This window comes from Streptomyces sp. ISL-87 (assembly GCF_018614095.1).
Taxonomy (GTDB): domain Bacteria; phylum Actinomycetota; class Actinomycetes; order Streptomycetales; family Streptomycetaceae; genus Streptomyces.
The window spans coordinates 27,990-47,440 of the sequence record NZ_JAGGOY010000007.1 but is presented as its reverse complement, the minus strand read 5'-3'; the positions used below and the strand labels follow the sequence as shown (position 1 = coordinate 47,440).

Here is a 19,451-nt window from a genome sequence, read left to right as displayed (position 1 = left end):
TCATTAGAAGTATGCACGGCGAGGTTCAGCCTTCCTGGGTCGTCCGCGGCGCACGGTAGCTTTGACGGGTTAAGAGCAATGAAACAAAGGGATCGAGGTGCACGTGCCTGACGTCTCCGTGGTCGTCATCGTCTACAACGACGCAGAGCGTCTGCCGACAGCCGTCCAGTCGGTTTTGGACCAGACCCTGCACGGCGTCGAAGTCGTGATCGTCGATGACTGCAGCAAGGACGGGTCCTACGCGATCGCCCAGGAACTGGAGAAGGCGCATCCGGGGAGAGTGCGCGCGTACCAACTGCCGGAGAACAGCGGCGGCTGCGGAGCCCCGCGCAATCACGGCATCCAGCAGGCCACCGGCGCGTACGTCATGTTCCTCGACAGCGACGACGTGCTGGAGCGCAACGCCTGCCGGAACATGCTGGCCGCCGCCGAGCGGACCGGCTCCGACCTGGTTTCGGGCATGTGCGTGCGCGTGCACCTCGACAACCGGTGGAACAAGACCACCGAGTGGTACCCCTGGATCTATTCGCGCACGCGTACGCTGGAATCGATCACCGAGTACCCCGACCTGCTGGTTTACGACACCCTCTCCACGAACAAGTGCTATCGGCGCGCATTCCTGCTCGAACAGGGTCTGCAATTCCCGGTCGGGATCCATTACGAGGACCTTCTGTTCTCCGCACAGGCGTACGTAGCCGCCCGCCGCATCACGCTGATCCCGAACCACGTCTACTTCTGGAACGTGATCGAGAAGGCCGCGGCGAAGTCGATCAGCAACCGCCGCCACGAGATCGAGAACTTCGTCCACCGGATGGAGATCCACCGTCGCGTCGACGACCTGCTGGCCGCCAAGGGCCACACCGCGATCAAGTCGGCCAAGGACGCCAAGTTCCTCAAGCACGACCTGGTGTTGCACCTGCGTGACCTGCCACTTCTGGGCGACGCGTACCGCCAGGAGTTCGCCCGGCTCGCGAACGGCTACCTGGCCGGCATCGACCCGGTCGCGTACGAGAGTGTCAACCACCTCCAGGCGATCTGCGCCTACCTGCTGGGCAAGGAGGACTGGGACAACCTGCTGCCGGCCGCCGACGCGATGGCCAACAAGGGCCGGCTGTCCTCCCCGCTGGCCGAGCGCGACGGCCGGGTTTACTGGTGCGCCGAGCATCTCGACGACGCCGAGGGCCGCCGGATACTGGACGTCACCGAGCAGGGCTTCCACACCGCCCCGCTCTCCTCCCTCCAGCTCGGCAACCGCCTGACCTCCTACGCCGACGACGGGCGCGGGACGGTCACGCTGTCCGGCGCCGTGGTGAATCCGCTGGGCCGGATCCAGCCCGACGCGGAGCTCAAGGCCGCGCTCGAATTCCGGGCCCGCCGGCAGATCGGCGTGCGGTCGTTCAGCTTTCCGGTGGCAACCGTGCGCCACGCCGGTGACACGATCGAGTGGACTGCGACGGCCGACGTCGGCAGTACCGTCCGCCCGCTCGGGATCATCGACGCCGTCTGGGACGTCCGCCTGAAGTTGACGGCGGGCGGCGACCGGATCACCACCCGCGTCGCGGTCGGCGGCGTCGATCTGGAGAACGCGGCCCGCCTGCGCGTACGCCCGCGGCTGACCCGGCTGGTCTCCGACCGCTTCGAGCCGGAGATGACCAAGAAGGGCAACCTCTCCTACGTTCTGACGGCCGAGGGCGCCGCCGCGGTACGCACCCAGGCGCTGATCAACAACGCGATGCACGGCAAGGCCGCGGGCGTGGTCAAGCGGAGTCTGCGCCGGGCGCTGAAGGCCCGCCGGAACCTCGGCTCAGGTGAACAGAAGGTGAAGGTCTACCACGAGGTCTTCTCGAAACTGCCCGTCAAGAAGGGCACGGTCGTCTTCGAGAGCCACATGGGCAAGCAGTACAGCGACAGCCCGAAGGCCATCTACGAGGAGATGGTGCGCCAGGGCGTGCCCTTCCAGGCGATCTGGTCGTACGCGGGCGGCAGGCCCACCGGCTTCCCCACGGAGGCGACCCTCGTCAGACGCTGGGGCTGGGCGTACCTGCGGGCGCTGGCGCAGGCCGAGTACTGGGTCGACAACCAGGGCTTCCCGCTGGCCCTGGCCAAGCGCCCGGGGACCACGTACATCCAGACCTGGCACGGCTCCGCGCTCAAGCGGATGGGCTTCCACGAGCCCCGCACCAAGGCGCAGGGCAAGGCGGGACAGGACCGTTTCCAGGCGGCCGTCAACCGCTTCGACCACTTCCTGATCCGCTCCGAGCACGACGCGCGCACCCTCGCCAAGGCCTTCCGGCTGCGCGACGAGGTGCTGCTGCGCACGGGGTACCCGCGCAACGACGCCCTGGTCGCGGCGCACCGCGCCGAGTCGGCCAGCGGGGAGCGGGTCCGCGGACCGCTCGCCGCCGAGCTGGGCATCGACCCGGAGAAGAGGGTGCTGCTGTACGCGCCCACCTTCCGAGCGGGTACGGACGGCGCGGTCGAGGGCTTCGAGTTCCCCTTCGACGTGGAGGAGTTCGCGGACCGGCTCGGCGACCGCTTCACGCTGCTGGTGCGGACGCACTACCTCAACAGCGTCTCGCTGCCGCCGTCGGTAGCGGGCCGGGTGATCGACGTGTCCCGGTACCACGACATCACCCCGCTGCTGGCGCTCGCCGACGGGCTGATCACCGACTACTCGTCCGTGATGTTCGACTACGCGGTGCTGGACCGGCCGATGCTGTTCTTCGCGTACGACTACGACGCGTACTCGACCGACATCCGCGGCACCTACTTCGACCTGAAGGACAAGGCCCCGGGACCGGTGGTGGCCACGGCCTACGAACTCCTCCAGGCCGTCGCCGCCTTCGAGGAGGCGGACGCCAAATACGCGGAGGCCCGGCAGCGTTTCCTCACCGAGTTCGGCGAGTACGACCGCGGGGACGCGGCGCGCCAGATCGTCGAGAAGTTCTTCACCAGGAGCTGCAAGTGAGCCAGCAGACCGCCACCGAGCCGGGCGCCCCGTCCGGCGGCCGTGACATCTTCCTCGTCTCCAACAGCGTGGACGAGCTCGGCGGCGTGACCACCTGGTCGCACCAGATGGCGAGGCTGTTCACCGACCGCGGGCACCGGGTGCACATCGTCGGCATCGCGCCGGTCGCCGAGGAGCTCCGGCAGAAGCTCCCGCAGGACCTGCCCTACGCGACGACCACCCTCTACGACGCCCACCCGCCGCAGGCCCGGCAGCTGCACGGGATCAAGGGCCGGCTGAACGCTCCCGAGCGCCGTCGCCAGGCTTCCCGGCGGGCCGGGATGCGGGCGCAGGCGGAGAAACTGAGCGCGATGTTCCGGGCGGCCGGGCCGGGGGCCGTCGTGATCGTCACCCAGGTGTGGGCGATGGAGTGGGTGGCGCTCTCCGACACCAAAGGCCTCAGCGTCATCGGCATGAGCCACGAATCGTACGAGGCCAGCCACAAGTCCTCGCGCGCCGCCCGGGTCCGGCGCCACTACCGGGAGGTCGACCGGCTACTGGCGCTGACCCCCGAGGACGCGGACCTGTGGATCCGCTCCGGCATGGAGAACGTGGCGAGCATGCCGAACCCGCTGCCGTTCATGCCGGACTCCCCCGCTCCGCGCACCGGGAAGGTCGTGGCGAGCGTCGGCCGGCTGTCGTTCGAGAAGGGGGTGGACCTGCTGCTCGACGCTTGGGCGGACGCCGCCCCGCACCACCCCGACTGGGTCCTGCGGATCTACGGGGCGGGCCTGGAGGAGCCGACGCTGCGGGCGCACTGCACCTCGCTCGGGCTGGACGACTCGGTCGAGTGGATGGGCCGGACCGACGATGTGCTGGGCGCACTGCGCAAGGCCTCGGTCTTCGCGCAGGCCTCACGGGCCGAGGGGTTCCCGATCACGCTGCTGGAGGCGATGGCGGCGGGCCTTCCGGTGGTCGCCTTCGACTGCGCGCCGGGCGTACGGGAGATCGTGGACCACGGGCAGGACGGGCTGCTGGCCCGGCTGGGCAACACGATGGAGCTCGCCGGTCACCTGGAGGCGCTGATGTCGGACGGCGCGTTGCGCGACCGGCTCGGCGACACCGCCTTCCGCGCGGTGCAGCGGTACTCCAGCGACGAGATCACCGACCGCTGGGAAGAGCTGATGGCCTTCCTGGAGCGGTGATCCCCCTCGCCGCACACATGAGGCCGCACACATGAAGTCACACACATGAAGCCGCCCGCCCCGGTCGTGTCCGGGGCGGGCGGCTTCATGGAGCAAAAATGTGTCGAATGCAGCCGAATGGCGCCTAGCGCTCCACGTGGTGGAGAACGCCCTTGCGGTTGGCCTCCCAGCCCGCCCAGGCCGAGGTGATCATCTCGCGGACGTCGTGGCGGGCCTTCCAGCCCAGCTCGGCGGCGATCCGGTCGGCCGAGGCCACGACCTTCGCCGGGTCGCCGGGCCGGCGCGGGGTGACCACGGGGGCGTAGGTGTGCCCGGTGTTCTCGTTCAACAGCTCGACCATCTCGCGGACGGAGACGCCCTCACCGCGGCCGATGTTGACGGTGAGGTCCTTGTACTCCCCCGCCGCACCCCACTCGGCGAGCTTGCGGGCCGCCACCACGTGGGCGTCCGCCAGGTCCTCGACATGGATGTAGTCGCGGATGCAGGTGCCGTCCGGGGTCGGGTAGTCGTCGCCGAAGATTCGTGCGCCCTCACCCTTGTCGTAGCGCTCGAAGACCATCGGGACCAGATTGAAGACGCCGGTGTCCGCGAGCTCGGGGGTCGCGGCGCCCGCCACGTTGAAGTAGCGCAGGCAGGCGGTGGAGATGCCGTGCGCCCTGCCGGCGGCGCGGACCAGCCACTCGCCGGCCAGCTTGGTCTCGCCGTAGGGGCTCAGCGGCGCGCACGGGGTCTCCTCGGTGACCGAGTCCACGTCGGGCATCCCGTACACGGAGGCGGAGGAGGAGAAGAGGAAGTTGCGGATGCCGGCGGCGGCCACCGCGCCCAGCAGGACCTGAAGCCCCTCCACGTTCTCGTGGTAGTAGTACATCGGCTTCTCGACGGACTCGCCGACCTGCTTCTTGCCCGCGAGGTGCACCACGCCGGTGATCTTGTGGCGGGCAATGGTCTCGTCCAGGATCAGCCGGTCCAGGACGGAGCCGACCACCAGCGGGACGCCCTCCGGAACGCGGTCCTCGTTGCCCGTGGACAGGTCGTCCAGGACGACGACCTTTTCGCCTGCGAGCAGCATCGCGCGGACGACGTGTGCGCCGATGTAGCCGGCGCCACCGGTGATCAGAAACGTCATGCGTATCTCCCTGGGGTCCCCCCGGACGAAGTCTGGGGGACAGTCCTGTATCTCTGTATCTCTGTTCGCGATCATCTATAGCTGTAGCGCGGTCGCCGTAAGGCGACCGTCAACCAGGCCCGCAACCCGCCCGGACCCGGTCGAATCGGCTGCGTACGAGGGCCAGCACGCCCTTCACACCGGGCGCGAGGCGCACCGCCAGCGACCCGGCCGCCGTGCGGTACGGCTGCACCAGCAGAACACCGTACCGGCTGCTGAGCCGGACCCGGCGGCCGAGCAGGCCGCCGAAGGGGCGCAGGGCGGTCTCCAGCGAGGTCCCGTCCGCGCACCGCACGCCCACCCGGACGTCCCAGGCCTGCATCCCTCGCAGCCCCCGGCGGCGCCCGGCGACGGCCAGGGCGGGGAGGCGCAGCGGCAGTTCGGCCTCCCAGCCGTCGGCCGCCGCGGGCCGCAGCGGCACCGGCCGGGCGAGCACCGGCTCACCGCCCTCGCGGGGCAGGAAGCGCAGCTGCGCGGTGTCCGCCCCGGCGGCGGCGAGGCGCCCGTACAGATCGTGTACGCGGATCCGGACCGCGGCGCGGCCGGCCTTCTCGACGTCGACGGTGACGGGCAGCTGGTGGAGCGGCAGTTCGGCCAGCCCGTCCAGCTCGACCGGGAGTTCCCGGCTCCACACGGGCACCCCGTCGGCGCCGGTCGCGTACGGGGGCAGCAGGCACGGCGGGTCGAAGGCGAACCGGGTGAGCCGGTCCATGTCGGCGGGCGGTGTTGCACTGGCCCGCAGCAACCGGACGATCCAGCGGGCGTGTGCCCCGGCCGCCTTGATGTCGGCCTCGGCGAAGCCGTCGAGGCTGTCCCGGGTCAGGGTCCACCACGCGGCCTGGTACCCGGGGTCCTTGACCAGCTCGCGCAGGTACATGCGCAGGTCGTACTCCAGGAACTTGACCTGGCAGGCGCGGCCTAGCTCCGGTGAGGCCCCGCCGATGATCCGGGTGGCCTCGCGGTGGGCCTCGATACGGGAGCGCCAGTTGCCGACGTCCTTGCGGTCCAGGGAGATCGACACCTGGGCGGCGGCGCGGCGCACGTTCCACACGTAGACGAGGTCGCCCACGACGGCGATGCGCGGGGAGGCGGCAAGGACCTGGGCCGTGAAGACGAAATCCTCGTAGACGAACGGCCCATCCGGAAAGCGGATCGAATGTTTGTCCAGGAAGTAGCGGTCGTACAGCTTGTTGACACAGAGGGTGTCCCGGACCAGTGCGGGCCGGTCGGCAGGCTGCTCGATGACTTCGCCCGGCGTGTAGAGCCCGGGTACCCACGGCACGTCGTGGCCCTGCGGCAGCTCACGCCGGACACACGCGCCGACCGCGACCGGAGCCTTGTGCTGCTCGGCGGCGCGCACCAGGGCGTCGGCCGCGCCCGGCGGCAGGACGTCGTCACTGTCCAGGAACATGACGTAGGGGGCGGTCGCAGCCGCTATCCCGTCGTTGCGCGGCGTTCCGCAGCCACCGCTGTTCTCCGCCCGGTGCACCACCTTGAGGCGCGGGTGGACGGCCGCCAGCCCGTCCAGTACCCGCGTGGTGCCGTCCGTGGAGGCGTCGTCCACCGCGACGACCTCGGCGACCACCGGGCCCTGGGCGAGAGCCGACGAGACGGCCTCGCCCACGAGCCCGGCGTCGTTGAACGCGATCACCACAACGGTGACCGAGGGGGAAGGGCAGCTGCTCACCCGGTGGATCCTAGGCGACCTGGCTGTGGACGGATCCAAGGCGAAGGGACGATGACATGGACAGGATTAGAACGGACGGAACTCGTCGTACTCCTGCTGAGCCGAGTCGCCGCGCTTGGCGTCCTTCTCCTTGCGGCGCTGCGTGGCCGGGCGCGGAGCCTCCATACGGTGGTCCTCACCGCGGCGGCCCAGCATCTCGGCGCCGGCCATCATGGTCGGCTCCCAGTCGAATACGACGGCGTTCTCGTCGGAGCCGATGGCCACGCCGTCACCCGCACGGGCGCCCGCCTTCTTCAGCGCGTCCTCGACACCGAGGCGGTTGAGGCGGTCGGCGAGGTAGCCGACGGCCTCGTCGTTGTTGAAGTCGGTCTGGCGGACCCAGCGCTCCGGCTTCTCGCCGCGCACGTTGTAGACGTCCTCGACCTCGTCGTAGGTGACGGTGAAGCCGGCGTCGTCCACGGCCTTCGGGCGGATGACGATCCGGGTCGCCTCCTCCTTCGGCTTGCGGGCGCGCGCCTTGGCGACGACCTCGGCGAGGAAGTACGAGAGCTCCTTGAGGCCCGTACGGGCGACCGCGGAGACCTCGAAGACCTTGTAGCCACGGGCCTCCAGGTCGGGGCGGACCATATCGGCGAGGTCCTGGCCGTCCGGGATGTCGACCTTGTTGAGGACGACCAGGCGCGGGCGCTTCTCCAGACCGCCGCCGTAGATCTTGAGCTCCTCCTCGATCACGTCGAGGTCGGCCACCGGGTCGCGGTCGGACTCCAAGGTGGCGGTGTCCAGGACGTGCACGAGCACCGAACAGCGCTCGACGTGGCGCAGGAACTCCAGGCCGAGGCCCTTGCCCTGGCTGGCGCCGGGGATCAGACCCGGGACGTCGGCGATCGTGTAGACGGTCGAGCCGGCGGTGACCACGCCCAGGTTCGGGACCAGCGTGGTGAAGGGGTAGTCCGCGATCTTCGGCTTGGCGGCGGAGAGCACCGAGATCAGCGAGGACTTGCCGGCGCTCGGGAAGCCGACCAGCGCCACGTCGGCGACGGTCTTGAGCTCCAGGACGATGTCGCCGGTGGTGCCGGGGACGCCGAGCAGGGCGAAGCCGGGCGCCTTGCGGCGGGCGGAGGACAGCGCGGCGTTGCCGAGACCGCCACGGCCGCCTTCGGCCGCGACGTAGGTGGTGCCCTGGCCGACGAGGTCGGCGAGGACGTTGCCCTCCTTGTCGAGGACGACGGTGCCGTCCGGGACCGGCAGGACCAGGTCCTGGCCGTCCTTGCCGGAGCGGTTGCCGCCCTCGCCGGGCTTGCCGTTGGTGGCCTTGCGGTGCGGGCTGTGGTGGTAGTCGAGCAGGGTGGTGATCGCCTGCTCCACCACCAGGATCACGTCGCCGCCACGGCCGCCGTTGCCGCCGTCGGGGCCGCCGAGCGGCTTGAACTTCTCCCGGTGAACGGAGGCGCAGCCGTGGCCTCCGTTACCCGCGGCGACATGCAGCTCGACGCGGTCCACGAAGGTGGTCATGGTTGTTCCTCCAGTTACATGCGGGAATGTCCCGGGCAGGCCTTGCTGCCCATTAAACGTCTGTACGTGCAAACGCGCCGAGGGCGGACCTCTCTTCCCGGCTTGCGCCGGGAAGAGCTGAGATCCGCCCTCGGGAAGTTACGAACGCCTGAGAATCAGCAGAAGCTGAATCAGGCGGCCGGAACGATGTTGACGACCTTGCGGCCACGGTGCGTGCCGAACTGCACGGCACCGGCCTGCAGCGCGAACAGCGTGTCGTCGCCGCCACGGCCGACGCCCGCGCCCGGGTGGAAGTGCGTGCCGCGCTGGCGGACGAGGATCTCACCAGCGGAAACGACCTGACCGCCGAAGCGCTTCACGCCGAGCCGCTGGGCATTGGAGTCGCGCCCGTTCCGGGTGGACGATGCGCCCTTCTTGTGTGCCATGTCTCAGTCCCTCTTACTTCGCAGCCGCGGGGATACCGGTGACCTTGATCGCCGTGTACTGCTGGCGGTGACCCTGGCGACGGCGGTAGCCGGTCTTGTTCTTGTAGCGCAGGATGTCGATCTTGGCGCCCTTGTGGTGGTCCACGACCTCAGCCGTGACCTTGATACCGGCCAGGACCCACGGGTCGCTGGTCACGGCGTCGCCGTCGACAACGAGCAGGGTCGAGAGCTCGACCGTGTCGCCAACCTTGGCAGTGGAAATCTTGTCAACCTCAACGATGTCACCAACAGCAACCTTGTGCTGGCGACCACCGCTGCGCACGATGGCGTACACGCGGATCTCTCTCTCACTCGGGACGGATGCTCCTGAAGCCAGCCGCTCACACGGGCCGGGGCCCACGGTGATCCGGAATGGACGAGCGGCCTCTCCCGCACGCGAACGAGGCGGGAGGAAGGTGCTCAGGAGCGCGACGCGCACTAAGACACGCCGACGGTCTAGGTTACGGGGCCGGTTGCAGGGGGTCAAACCGGGTCCCGCTGGGCCGTGGGCCCCGTCTCTCGGCGGGGCCCACGGTCATGCTTCTTCAGGTGCGGCGATCAGGCTTCGGTCGGAGCCGAGACGGACGGGAGCGCCTGCTGCTCCGCCGCCGCGGTCTTCTTCGTAGCCCGCTTGGCCGGCGCCTTCTTGGCCGGGGCGGCCTTCTTGGCGACGGTCTTCTTCGCGGCCGTCTTGGCAGCCGCCGCCTTCTTGGCCGGGGCCTTCTTCGCCGTGGTGGCCGCCTTCTTGGCCGGAGCCTTGCGGGCGGCCTTCTTGACCGGCGCCTCGGTCTCGGCCTCGGCCGTCTCCGCCTCGGCCGGGGCCGCCTCGGGCTGCGGCTCCGCCGCCGGGGCCGACTCGACGACCAGGATGGCCGCCTCGGCCGCGCCCGCCGGGGAACCGGCGGGTGCGGTGGCCTTACGGGTGGCACGGCGACGCGGGCGGGCCGGGGCGGCCTCCGCGACGGGCTCGGCCGGGGTCTCGACGACGACCGGCGCGGGCTCGGGCTCGGGCTCGACGACAGCCGGCGCGGCCTCGACGACGACCGGCGCAGCCTCGACGACGGGCTCCGGCTCCGGGGCCACCTCGGCCGCAGGGGCCGGGGCGCCCGCCGGGGCGGTGGCCTTACGGGTGGCACGGCGACGCGTACGGCCCTTGGGGGCCGCCTCGACGGTCTCCGCGGCCTCGATGGCCTCGGAGACGACCTCGGCGGCCGGCTCCAGGACCGTTTCGGCGGGCTCGGTGACCGGCTCGGCCTCGACCACGGGGGTCGGCGCTGGCGCCTCGGCGGCAGCCGCACCGCGCGGGGCGCCCGCCGGAGCGGTCGCCTTGCGGGTGGCACGGCGCCGGTTGCGGCGGCCGCTCAGACCGGCAGCGGCTTCCGCCTCCGCCGGGCTGCTGTACAGCTCCTCGTCCGGGACGAACTCCGGCTCGGGCAGCGCCACCGGCGCGGCGGCCTCGGCGGCCACCTCCGCCTCGGTCTCGGCCTCGACCTCGTAGGCCTCGGTCTCGACGCCCTCGATCTCGTGCTCGTGCTCCTGGGCACGGCCACCGCGGCGCTTGGCGCGCTTGCCGTTGCCGCCACCGCCGATCACGGTCGGGGTCTCCATGTGCACGATGACGCCACGCCCGTTGCAGTGGACACAGCTCTCGGAGAAGGACTCCAGCAGACCCTGGCCCACCCGCTTGCGGGTCATCTGGACCAGGCCCAGCGAGGTGACCTCGGCCACCTGGTGCTTGGTGCGGTCACGGCCCAGGCACTCCAGCATGCGCCGCAGGACCAGGTCGCGGTTGGACTCCAGGACCATGTCGATGAAGTCGATGACGACGATGCCGCCCAGGTCGCGCAGCCGCAGCTGGCGCACGATCTCCTCGGCCGCCTCCAGGTTGTTCCTGGTGACGGTCTCCTCGAGGTTGCCGCCCTGACCGGTGAACTTGCCGGTGTTGACGTCGATGACGATCATCGCCTCGGTCTTGTCGATCACAAGCGAGCCGCCCGAGGGCAGCCACACCTTGCGGTCGAGCGCCTTGGCGAGCTGCTCGTCGATCCGGTACGTCGCGAAGACGTCGACCTCGGAGGTCCAGCGCGACAGCCGGCCGCCCAGGTCCGGGGCGACGTGGTTCACGTAGCCGTGGATGGTCTCCCAGGCACCGTCACCGCTCACGATGACCTTCGAGAAGTCCTCGTTGAAGATGTCGCGCACGACGCGGACGGTCATGTCCGGCTCGCCGTACAGGAGGCTCGGCGAAGAGGTCGAGATCTGCTTCGACTTCTTCTGGATGTCCTCCCACTGGGCCTGCAGACGCTCGACGTCGCGGCGCAGCTCGTCCTCGCTCGCGCCCTCGGCGGCGGTGCGCACGATGACGCCCGCGTCCTCGGGGACGATCTTCTTGAGGATGGTCTTCAGGCGCGCGCGCTCGGTGTCGGGCAACTTGCGGCTGATACCGGTCATCGAGCCCTCGGGCACGTAGACCAGGTAGCGGCCGGGCAGCGAGACCTGGCTGGTCAGGCGGGCACCCTTGTGGCCGATCGGGTCCTTGGTGACCTGCACCAGGACCGACTGGCCGGACTTGAGGGCGGACTCGATGCGGCGCGGCCCGTTGGCCATGCCGAGCGCCTCGAAGTTGACCTCACCGGCGTACAGGACCGCGTTGCGGCCCTTGCCGATGTCGATGAAGGCGGCCTCCATCGACGGCAGCACGTTCTGGACCTTGCCCAGGTAGACGTTGCCGACGTACGAGGTGGCCTCTTCCTTGTTGACGTAGTGCTCGACGAGCACGTCGTCCTCAAGGACGCCGATCTGCGTGCGCTCGCCGCTCTGGCGGACGACCATCACGCGCTCGACGGCCTCGCGGCGGGCCAGGAACTCGGCCTCGGTGATGATCGGCACGCGGCGGCGGCCCTGCTCGCGGCCCTCGCGGCGGCGCTGCTTCTTCGCCTCCAGACGGGTCGAGCCCTTGATGGACTGCACCTCGTCGGACGGCTCGGCCTTCTCGCGCGCCGGGCGCGGCTCGCGGACCTTGACGACGGTGCGTACACCGTCCTCCTCGCCCGCTTCGCCCTCGGCACCGGAGTCACCGCTGCGGCGGCGACGGCGACGGCGACGACGGCTGGAGCTGGAGCCGAGGGCCCCGTCCTCCTCTTCCTCGTCGGCCTCTTCCTCTTCGGCCTCCTGCTCGGCGGCCTCGGCCTCGGCCTCCTCCTCGGCGGACTCGTCGAGGTCGGCGGCCTCACCGCGGCGGCGACGACGGCCACCGCGACGACGGCGACGGGAGGGACGCTCGCCCGACTCGTCGGCCTCTTCCTCTTCCAGCTCGGCCTCGGCCTCTTCCTCTACGAGCTCCACGTCGGCCAGCGACACGGGCGCGGACGGCGCGGCCTCGGCGACGGGCGCGGGCTCTACGGCGCCACGGCCGCGGCGGCGGCGACGGCCGGCCGGCTGCGGGGCCGGGGTCTGCACGACCTCGGCCTCCAGCTCGGCCTCTTCCTCTTCCTCGGCCTCTTCGGCCTGCCCGGCTGCGGCAGCGGCCGCGGCGGCCATGGCGGCCGTCTCCGGGGTCTGGAACATCGGCTCGGCGAAGACCGGGGCCTGGAACACGGCCACGGCGGGACGCGCGGCGCGGCGGCCCCGAACCGGGGCGGCAGGCGCCTCGGCCTCGGCGGCGGGCGCGGCAGGCTGCGCGGCGGCCGGGGCGGCCGGGGCAGCGGAGCGGGTGGCACGGCGGCGGCCGCCGCGCTTCGGGGAGTCCACGGCGTCGGCGACCGTGACGGTGGCCTTCGCGGGCTCCTCCACGACGGCCGGAGCCTCGGCGGCCTCCGCGGCCGGAGCGGCCACGGCGCGGGTGGCACGACGACGGGCACGCGGAGCCGCAGCGGCCGGAGCCTCCTCGGCCACGGCAGCGGCCGGGGTCTCCACGACGACCTCGGCGGCGGCCTCGGCGGCCGGAGCGGCGACGGCGCGGGTGGCACGGCGACGGGCACGCGGGGCCGGAGCGGCCGGAGCCTCCTCCTCGACCACGGGGGACGCGGGCTCAGCGGCGGCCGGGGCCTCGGCGGCGGCCTCGGCGGCCGGAGCGGCGACGGCGCGGGTGGCGCGACGGCGGGCACGCGGAGCGGGAGCGGCCGGAGCCTCCTCCTCGACCACGGGGGACGCGGGCTCAGCGGCGGCCGGGGCCTCCGCGGCAGCCGGAGCCTCCGGAGCGGCGACGGCGCGGGTGGCGCGACGGCGGGCACGCGGGGCAGGAGCGGCCGGAGCCTCCTCGGCCGCAGCAGCGGCGGGGGCCTCTACGACGAGGGCCTCGGCGGCCTCGGCGGCCGGAGCGGCCACGGCGCGGGTCGCGCGACGGCGGGCACGGGCCGGAGCGGCAGCCGGAGCCGCCTCCTCGACCGGAGCGGCGGCGGGGGCCTCTTCAGATGCAGCGGAGGCAGCGGAAACGGCGGCGGTCGCACCGGGCGGACCGGCGGGCCGGGAAGCCGCACGGCGACGCCTGCGCGGAGGCAGGTTGTCGCTGGGGCTGCTGCCGGCGGCAGTGGTGTCGGGGTTTTCGATTTCGTTGTTGGGCATTGCGGGCGGTTCTCCCGTCACGCCCCCGGGCGCCGCGGCTGACATCCGGTCCGGCACGGCTCCGCGTAATGAGCGCGGAACCGGCCTCCGGGGCGCGTTCGCCACACGGGAGCTGTAGTCCATGGCCGCCGGTTCCGTACGTATGGTCCGTACGGCCTGGCGGAAGTCTTCAGGTCAGTTGCGCTGCCCGACCCAGGTGGCTCCCGAGTGCCAGGGCGGCGCTGCAACGACGATCCCTACGCGGCGGGACCTTCCGGCGCCTTCGCGTCGGCGGCTACGGCGGCCGTGGGTGGGGCGGCCGTGACAGCCTCGCGGTCGGGCGCGAGCGGGTCGGTCACCGTGCCGGACTCCTCGTCGAAGAGCCCCTGCGCCAGCCTGGTCACCGCTGCGGGGACCGGCGGCGCCAGGTCGGCCACAGCTCGGAGACCGGACAGGACGTCGTCGGGTCGCACGGCAGGTGTCAAATGCCGAACAACCAGCCGCAGTATCGCACAGGCATTGTCCAGGGGCCTATCAGCCGGAGCAGGAAGCGCCTCCAGACTGACTACAGCGGCCCGTGTGTCGAAGGTCCGCATGCCGTTCTTGGTGCGGCGCTGGACCTCCACGGTCTCGGCGGCGAGGAACGCCGCCACGGCCCGCTCGGCGTCGGCGGGCTCCACGCCGTCCAGGCGCAGCTCCCACACGGAGGCGGTGAGCCGCTCGGCGAGCCCGGACGTCCGGGCCTCGACGGCGTCGACGATATCGAGGCCCACCGGCATCGACTCGTCGAGCAGATCACGGAGCTTCGCGGGGTCGCGGGGCTCCGAGAGGGCGATCTCCAGGTACTCGGCCTCGCTGCCGGTCCCGGTCGGGGCGGCGTTCGCGTACGAGACGCGCGGGTGCGGGGTGAAGCCCGCCGAGTACGCCATGGGCACCTCGGAGCGGCGCAGTGCCCGCTCGAACGCGCGCTGGAAGTCTCGGTGGCTGGTGAACCGGAGGCGGCCGCGCTTGGTGTAGCGCAGTCGGATGCGCTGCACCACCGGTGCGGGGGGCGGGCCTTCGGGCTGTCGCTTGCCCAGTGGTTCTTCTCCTTGTGCGGGGCTCCGCGGCTCGCGCGTCGCCCTGAGGTCTGTGGGGCCTGCGGGCCATACGCGCCCGTCGGCTCACCCCTGCCGCTGGGGCAGGGGGCTCTCCGGGGAGGGCTCGGCGGGCGCGTTGCCTGCGGCTGTCGTACTACCCAGAGTACGCGCCCGTGACCTCGCCGGTTCCCGCGGCGGCCTCCCCCGCCTACCGCTGCGCCGCACCGAACAACACCCGCCGCACCTCACCCCGCACCTCCCGCACCGCGGCGCGTGCGGTACGCCACGCCTCGCGGGCGGCGTGCCCGACGGGGGTGGCGACGTGCCGGTAGACCCACGCGGCCGGCCGCGCGACGAGCCCGCGCCACAGCCAGAGGATTCCGCGCCCGAGGGCCCTGCTGATCCGGCCGGCCACGCGCCAGGCGCCGAGCAGCAGATGCCCGAGGGGCGTGAGCACGTACACGTACAGCTCACGCGCGAGCCACAGGACGCCGAGGCCGAGCGGCCGGAGCAGGTAGCGGTACGCGGCGAACGCGACCGGCGTGACGACGTACCGCCACAAACCGACCCACGGCCACACGAAAAGCGCCCTGGCCGACCACGCGAGCACGGCCGCGACCCCGCGACCCAGCCAGGCCAGACCGCGCCCTATGGGCGTGAGCACCATCCCCAGCACACGGCCGACCCGGAGAATGCCCTCGGCCAGCGGGACAAGCACGTACCGCAGGAGCCAGGCGACCGCCTCGCACACCGGGCGGAAGAGGTACGTGTGCGCCCAGCGCCCCAGCCATGCCAGCCCCCGTCCGACAGGCGTCAGCACGTACCGCCACAGCCCCACCCACGGCCAGACGAACACCAGCTTCAGCAGCGCCGCCGCTACCCACCCGAGCCCGCGCAGCACAGGCCGCACGGCCCGCGCGTAGAACCAGAGCAGCCCCTGCCCCACCGGACGGAGCACCCGCCGGTTCAGCATCCGCCCGAAGGTGACAAGCAGGTCCCAAACCACCCGTACGGGCAATATGACGAGAACAGCCATGATCTTCACGGGGATCCGCACGACCCCCACGAGGCATCCCTCACCCTGCGGTGGCTGCGGCTTGTCGAGTTCCATGCCCGTAAGGACACCCGGAAGTCCCCCGCCGTTGCAGCGGTCTCCGACCCGTGACGAGGGGAGACGAGTTCGCCGTCGGCCTCCGGAGACGCGAATGTCCCCCCGCCTTCCGACGAGGGGACATGCGCACTACGTCACGCCTTCTGGGGGCCGCCGCCAACCACACTCAGCGGAAGCAGCTTCTTGCCCGTCGGGCCGATCTGAATATCCAGGCCGAGCTGCGGGCACACGCCGCAGTCGAAGCACGGGGTCCAGCGGCAGTCGTCGACCTCGGTCTCGTCGAGGGCGTCCTGCCAGTCCTCCCAGAGCCAGTCCTTGTCGAGACCGGAGTCCAGGTGGTCCCAGGGGAGGACCTCCTCGTACGTGCGCTCACGCGTCGTGTACCAGGCCACGTCCACGCCGTAGGCGGGGAGCGTCTTCTCCGCTGCCTGCATCCAGCGGTCGTACGAGAAGTGCTCGCGCCAGCCGTCGAAGCGGCCGCCGGACTCGTACACCGCGCGGATGACGTCGCCGATGCGGCGGTCGCCGCGGGAGAGCAGGCCCTCGACGATGCCCGGCTTGCCGTCGTGGTAGCGGAAGCCGATGGAGCGGCCGTACTTCTTGTCGCCGCGGATCTTGTCGCGCAGCTTCGTCAGACGGGCGTCCGTCTCCTCGGCCGACAGCTGCGGCGCCCACTGGAAGGGGGTGTGCGGCTTGGGGACGAAGCCGCCGATCGACACCGTGCAGCGGATGTCGTTCTGGCCCGAGACCTCGCGGCCCTTGGCGATGACGTTGACCGCCATGTCGCCGATCTGGAGGACGTCCTCGTCGGTCTCGGTCGGCAGGCCGCACATGAAGTACAGCTTCACCTGGCGCCAGCCGTTGCCGTACGCGGTGGCGACGGTGCGGATCAGGTCCTCTTCCGAGACCATCTTGTTGATGACCTTGCGCATGCGCTCGGAGCCGCCCTCGGGGGCGAAGGTCAGGCCCGAGCGACGGCCGTTGCGGGTCAGCTCGTTGGCCAGGTCCACGTTGAACGCGTCCACGCGGGTGGAGGGCAGGGACAGGCCCACCTTGTCGTCCGCGTAGCGGTCGGCCAGGCCCTTGGCGATGTCCGCGATCTCCGTGTGGTCCGCGGAGGAGAGGGAGAGGAGGCCGACCTCCTCGAAGCCCGTCGCCTTGAGACCCTTCTCGACCATCTCGCCGATGCCGGTGATGCTTCGCTCCCGCACGGGGCGCGTGATCATGCCGGCCTGGCAGAAACGGCAGCCGCGGGTGCAGCCGCGGAAGATCTCGACGGACATCCGCTCGTGGACGGTCTCGGCGAGCGGGACCAGCGGCTGCTTGGGGTACGGCCACTCGTCGAGGTCCATGACGGTGTGCTTGGACACGCGCCACGGCACACCGGAGCGGTTCGGCACGACACGGCCGATGCGGCCGTCCGGCAGGTACTCGACGTCGTAGAAGCCCGGCACGTAGACGCCGCCGGTCTTCGCGAGGCGCAGGAGGACCTCCTCGCGGCCGCCCGGCCGGCCCTCCGCCTTCCAGGCGCGGATGATCTCGGTCATGTCGAGCACGGCCTGCTCGCCGTCGCCGATGACCGCGCAGTCGATGAACTCCGCGATCGGCTCGGGGTTGAAGGCCGCGTGGCCGCCCGCGAGGACGATCGGGTGGTCGACGGTACGGTTGCGGGCCTCCAGCGGGATGCCCGCGAGGTCCAGCGCCGTGAGCATGTTGGTGTAGCCGAGCTCGGTGGAGAAGGAGAGCCCGAACACGTCGAAGTCGCCGACGGGGCGGTGGCTGTCGACGGTGAACTGCGGGACCTTGTGCTCACGCATGAGCTCTTCGAGGTCCGGCCACACGCTGTAGGTACGCTCGGCGAGCACGCCCTCGCGCTCGTTGAGCACCTCGTACAGGATCATGACGCCCTGGTTGGGCAGCCCGACCTCGTACGCGTCCGGGTACATGAGCGCCCAGCGGACGTCCGCGCTCTCCCACGGCTTCACGGTGGAGTTGAGCTCACCACCGACGTACTGGATGGGCTTCTGCACATGCGGGAGCAGAGCTTCGAGCTGTGGGAAGACCGACTCGGACATCACGCGACTTTCGTGAAGCGGGCAGGGGGCAGCTCTCAAGCGTACCCCGAGGCTCAGGCGCCCCCCGCCGCCGAGATCACCGGCTAATTAGCCGCCGAGCGGCGCCCTCAGCCCAGGAGCCGAGGTCTTCGCCCATACGTCGACGAGCTCCCGTTCGCGCCGCTCCGCCAGCGCCTCCTCGCGGGCGTAGAGCACGCCCCAGGTGAAGGCCGACTCGTCCGCCCCGTGCGCCTGGATGGCGAGGCCGCGCAGGGCTTCGCGGGCCACCACGCTGTCCTGGTGGTCGCCGAGCAGGGTCTGGACCGCCTTCACGGCCTTGCCCAGGCGTTTGGCGGGCTTCCCGAGGGCCGGTACGGCCGCTTCCGCCGCGTAGCGGGCCCGCTTGGCGGCCTTGCGGGCGTCGTGCATGGCCAGGTCGCGCTCCTCGCCCGGCTCCAGGGCCAGCGCGCCCTCGACCCGCCCGGCGAGGCGCTCGTAGTCGTGCAGCACCGCCTTCGGCAGGACGTCCTCGGCGGGGTCGGCGGCGGCTTCCAGCAGCGGGGGCCCGGCCAGCAGGGCGTCGAGGGAGTCCAGCAGGGTGAGGTAGCGCTTGCTGTCGAGTACGGCGAGGGCGCGCCGCCGGGAGCTGGAACGGCGGGTGGCGTTCCACACCTTCAGCCGGCGGCGGACCGGGCCCAGCGCCAGCGTGCCGGGGATCTCGGCGAGCCGGGTCTGGAGCCGCTCCATCAGGACCTCCTGGTCTCGGTCGACGCCGAGTTCGCCGGCCAGCCAGCGCAGTTCCTCGCCGATCGGGTCGGTGACGTCCCGGTCCAGCACCCGGCGGTAGGTCTTGAAGGCGCTGCGCATCCGGCGGGTGGCGACCCGCAGCTGGTGGACGGAGTCCGGCAGGTTCCGGCGTACGGCGGGGTCCTGCGCGATCACGGCGTCGCGCTGTTCGCGCAGGTACGAGAGGACGTGCGTACCCGCCGTGCCGTCGGCGGGGCCGGGCCCGGGGCGGGCCGGCGGCTCGGCGTCCGTCTCCGCGAGTGCCCGGGCGAGTTTCGAGGGGGCGTCGGAAACCCGGAGCCCGGCTTTGCGGAAGGTCTTCTCGACGGCGTCGAGCAGCTCGGGGTCCACCCCGTCGGCGAGTTCCACCTCGACCTCGGTCCAGCCGGCGGTGGCCTCCTCCCGCTCGGCCCGGACGGTGTCGGTGGACAGCTCCGCGAGCAGGGCCCCGTCGGCGTCGAGGAGGTGACTGATCCGGCGCGAGGAGAGCAGCCGTACCTGGGGCTGGAGGCCGGTGTCCCTGATCCGGGAGCGGAGCAGCGCGGTGAGGGAGCGCGGGACGGTGTCGCTCAGGTCGGCCTGGATCTCGTCGCGGACGCCCGGGGAGACGGGCAGTTTGAGGTGCCAGCCCGCGTCCTTGCCGCCGGTCCTGCGCCGCAGGGTCAGGCCGTCGGCGGCGAGCCGCTGGTCGGGGGTGTCGTAGTAGACGGCGTCGAGGTCGACGGTGCCCTGGTCGAGGACGGCCGCGATCGCGGCCGTGCCCGTCAGGTCCGGCACCCCGCGCCGGGTCGCTTTGGCCTTAGTGAACTCGAATTTCCGCTCGATCTCGCGCTTCGTGTCCGCCATAGACCGAACTTAGTCCTGAACGGATCACGAAGGCAGGGTGAACGACGAATCGA

The 19,451-nt window shown here is 71.5% G+C and carries 12 protein-coding genes; 2 read left to right on the top strand and 10 right to left on the bottom strand.

Annotated features, from left to right (window positions below; translation table 11 throughout):
• Positions 1–97 precede the first annotated feature (97 nt).
• Both J7I97_RS01735 and J7I97_RS01730 read left to right on the top strand, forming a co-directional pair.
• Positions 98–2,968, top strand: a complete 2,871-nt coding sequence (locus J7I97_RS01735; protein WP_214930528.1) for a bifunctional glycosyltransferase family 2 protein/CDP-glycerol:glycerophosphate glycerophosphotransferase — start codon at positions 98–100, stop codon at positions 2,966–2,968.
• The gene (locus J7I97_RS01730) at positions 2,965–4,152 is read left to right on the top strand and encodes a glycosyltransferase (RefSeq protein ID WP_214930527.1); all 1,188 of its coding nucleotides are present in this window, start codon (positions 2,965–2,967) and stop codon (positions 4,150–4,152) included. Before J7I97_RS01735 ends, J7I97_RS01730 begins: the two co-directional genes overlap by 4 nt.
• Before the next feature lie 124 nt (positions 4,153–4,276).
• Here J7I97_RS01730 and galE read toward each other — a convergent pair whose 3' ends face one another.
• From galE to J7I97_RS01680, 10 genes are all read right to left on the bottom strand, one after another.
• Positions 4,277–5,278: a UDP-glucose 4-epimerase GalE gene (galE, locus tag J7I97_RS01725; protein ID WP_214930526.1), complete on the bottom strand. Its 1,002-nt coding sequence runs from the start codon at positions 5,276–5,278 to the stop codon at positions 4,277–4,279.
• Positions 5,279–5,387: 109 nt separating this feature from the next.
• Positions 5,388–7,004 carry a glycosyltransferase family 2 protein gene (locus J7I97_RS01720; protein ID WP_308369218.1) on the bottom strand — a complete coding sequence of 539 codons (1,617 nt, stop codon included), beginning with the start codon at positions 7,002–7,004 and terminating at the stop codon, positions 5,388–5,390.
• A 66-nt stretch (positions 7,005–7,070) separates the two neighbouring features.
• Entirely contained in the window at positions 7,071–8,516 is a 1,446-nt protein-coding gene (gene obgE, locus J7I97_RS01715) for a GTPase ObgE (RefSeq protein ID WP_214930525.1), read from the bottom strand.
• 170 nt (positions 8,517–8,686) lie between these two features.
• Entirely contained in the window at positions 8,687–8,941 is a 255-nt protein-coding gene (rpmA, locus tag J7I97_RS01710; protein ID WP_008738950.1) for a 50S ribosomal protein L27, read from the bottom strand.
• 13 nt (positions 8,942–8,954) lie between these two features.
• Positions 8,955–9,275: a 50S ribosomal protein L21 gene (rplU, locus tag J7I97_RS01705; RefSeq protein WP_015033583.1), complete on the bottom strand. Its 321-nt coding sequence runs from the start codon at positions 9,273–9,275 to the stop codon at positions 8,955–8,957.
• A 263-nt stretch (positions 9,276–9,538) separates the two neighbouring features.
• Positions 9,539–13,543: an Rne/Rng family ribonuclease gene (locus J7I97_RS01700; RefSeq protein ID WP_214930524.1), complete on the bottom strand. Its 4,005-nt coding sequence runs from the start codon at positions 13,541–13,543 to the stop codon at positions 9,539–9,541.
• 236 nt (positions 13,544–13,779) lie between these two features.
• Complete coding sequence (locus tag J7I97_RS01695; protein WP_214930606.1) at positions 13,780–14,559, bottom strand: TIGR03936 family radical SAM-associated protein; 780 nt, start codon at positions 14,557–14,559, stop codon at positions 13,780–13,782.
• A gap of 250 nt (positions 14,560–14,809) precedes the next feature.
• A complete protein-coding gene (locus J7I97_RS01690; RefSeq protein WP_214930523.1) occupies positions 14,810–15,712 on the bottom strand; it encodes a hypothetical protein in 903 nt (300 codons plus the stop codon).
• A 134-nt stretch (positions 15,713–15,846) separates the two neighbouring features.
• On the bottom strand, positions 15,847–17,787 hold the full coding sequence (locus tag J7I97_RS01685) for a TIGR03960 family B12-binding radical SAM protein (protein WP_251058386.1): 1,941 nt from the start codon (positions 17,785–17,787) through the stop codon (positions 15,847–15,849).
• 87 nt (positions 17,788–17,874) lie between these two features.
• Positions 17,875–19,398 (bottom strand): CYTH and CHAD domain-containing protein, encoded by a 1,524-nt coding sequence (locus J7I97_RS01680; RefSeq protein WP_214930521.1) that lies wholly within the window; start codon positions 19,396–19,398, stop codon positions 17,875–17,877.
• Positions 19,399–19,451: the final 53 nt, after the last annotated feature.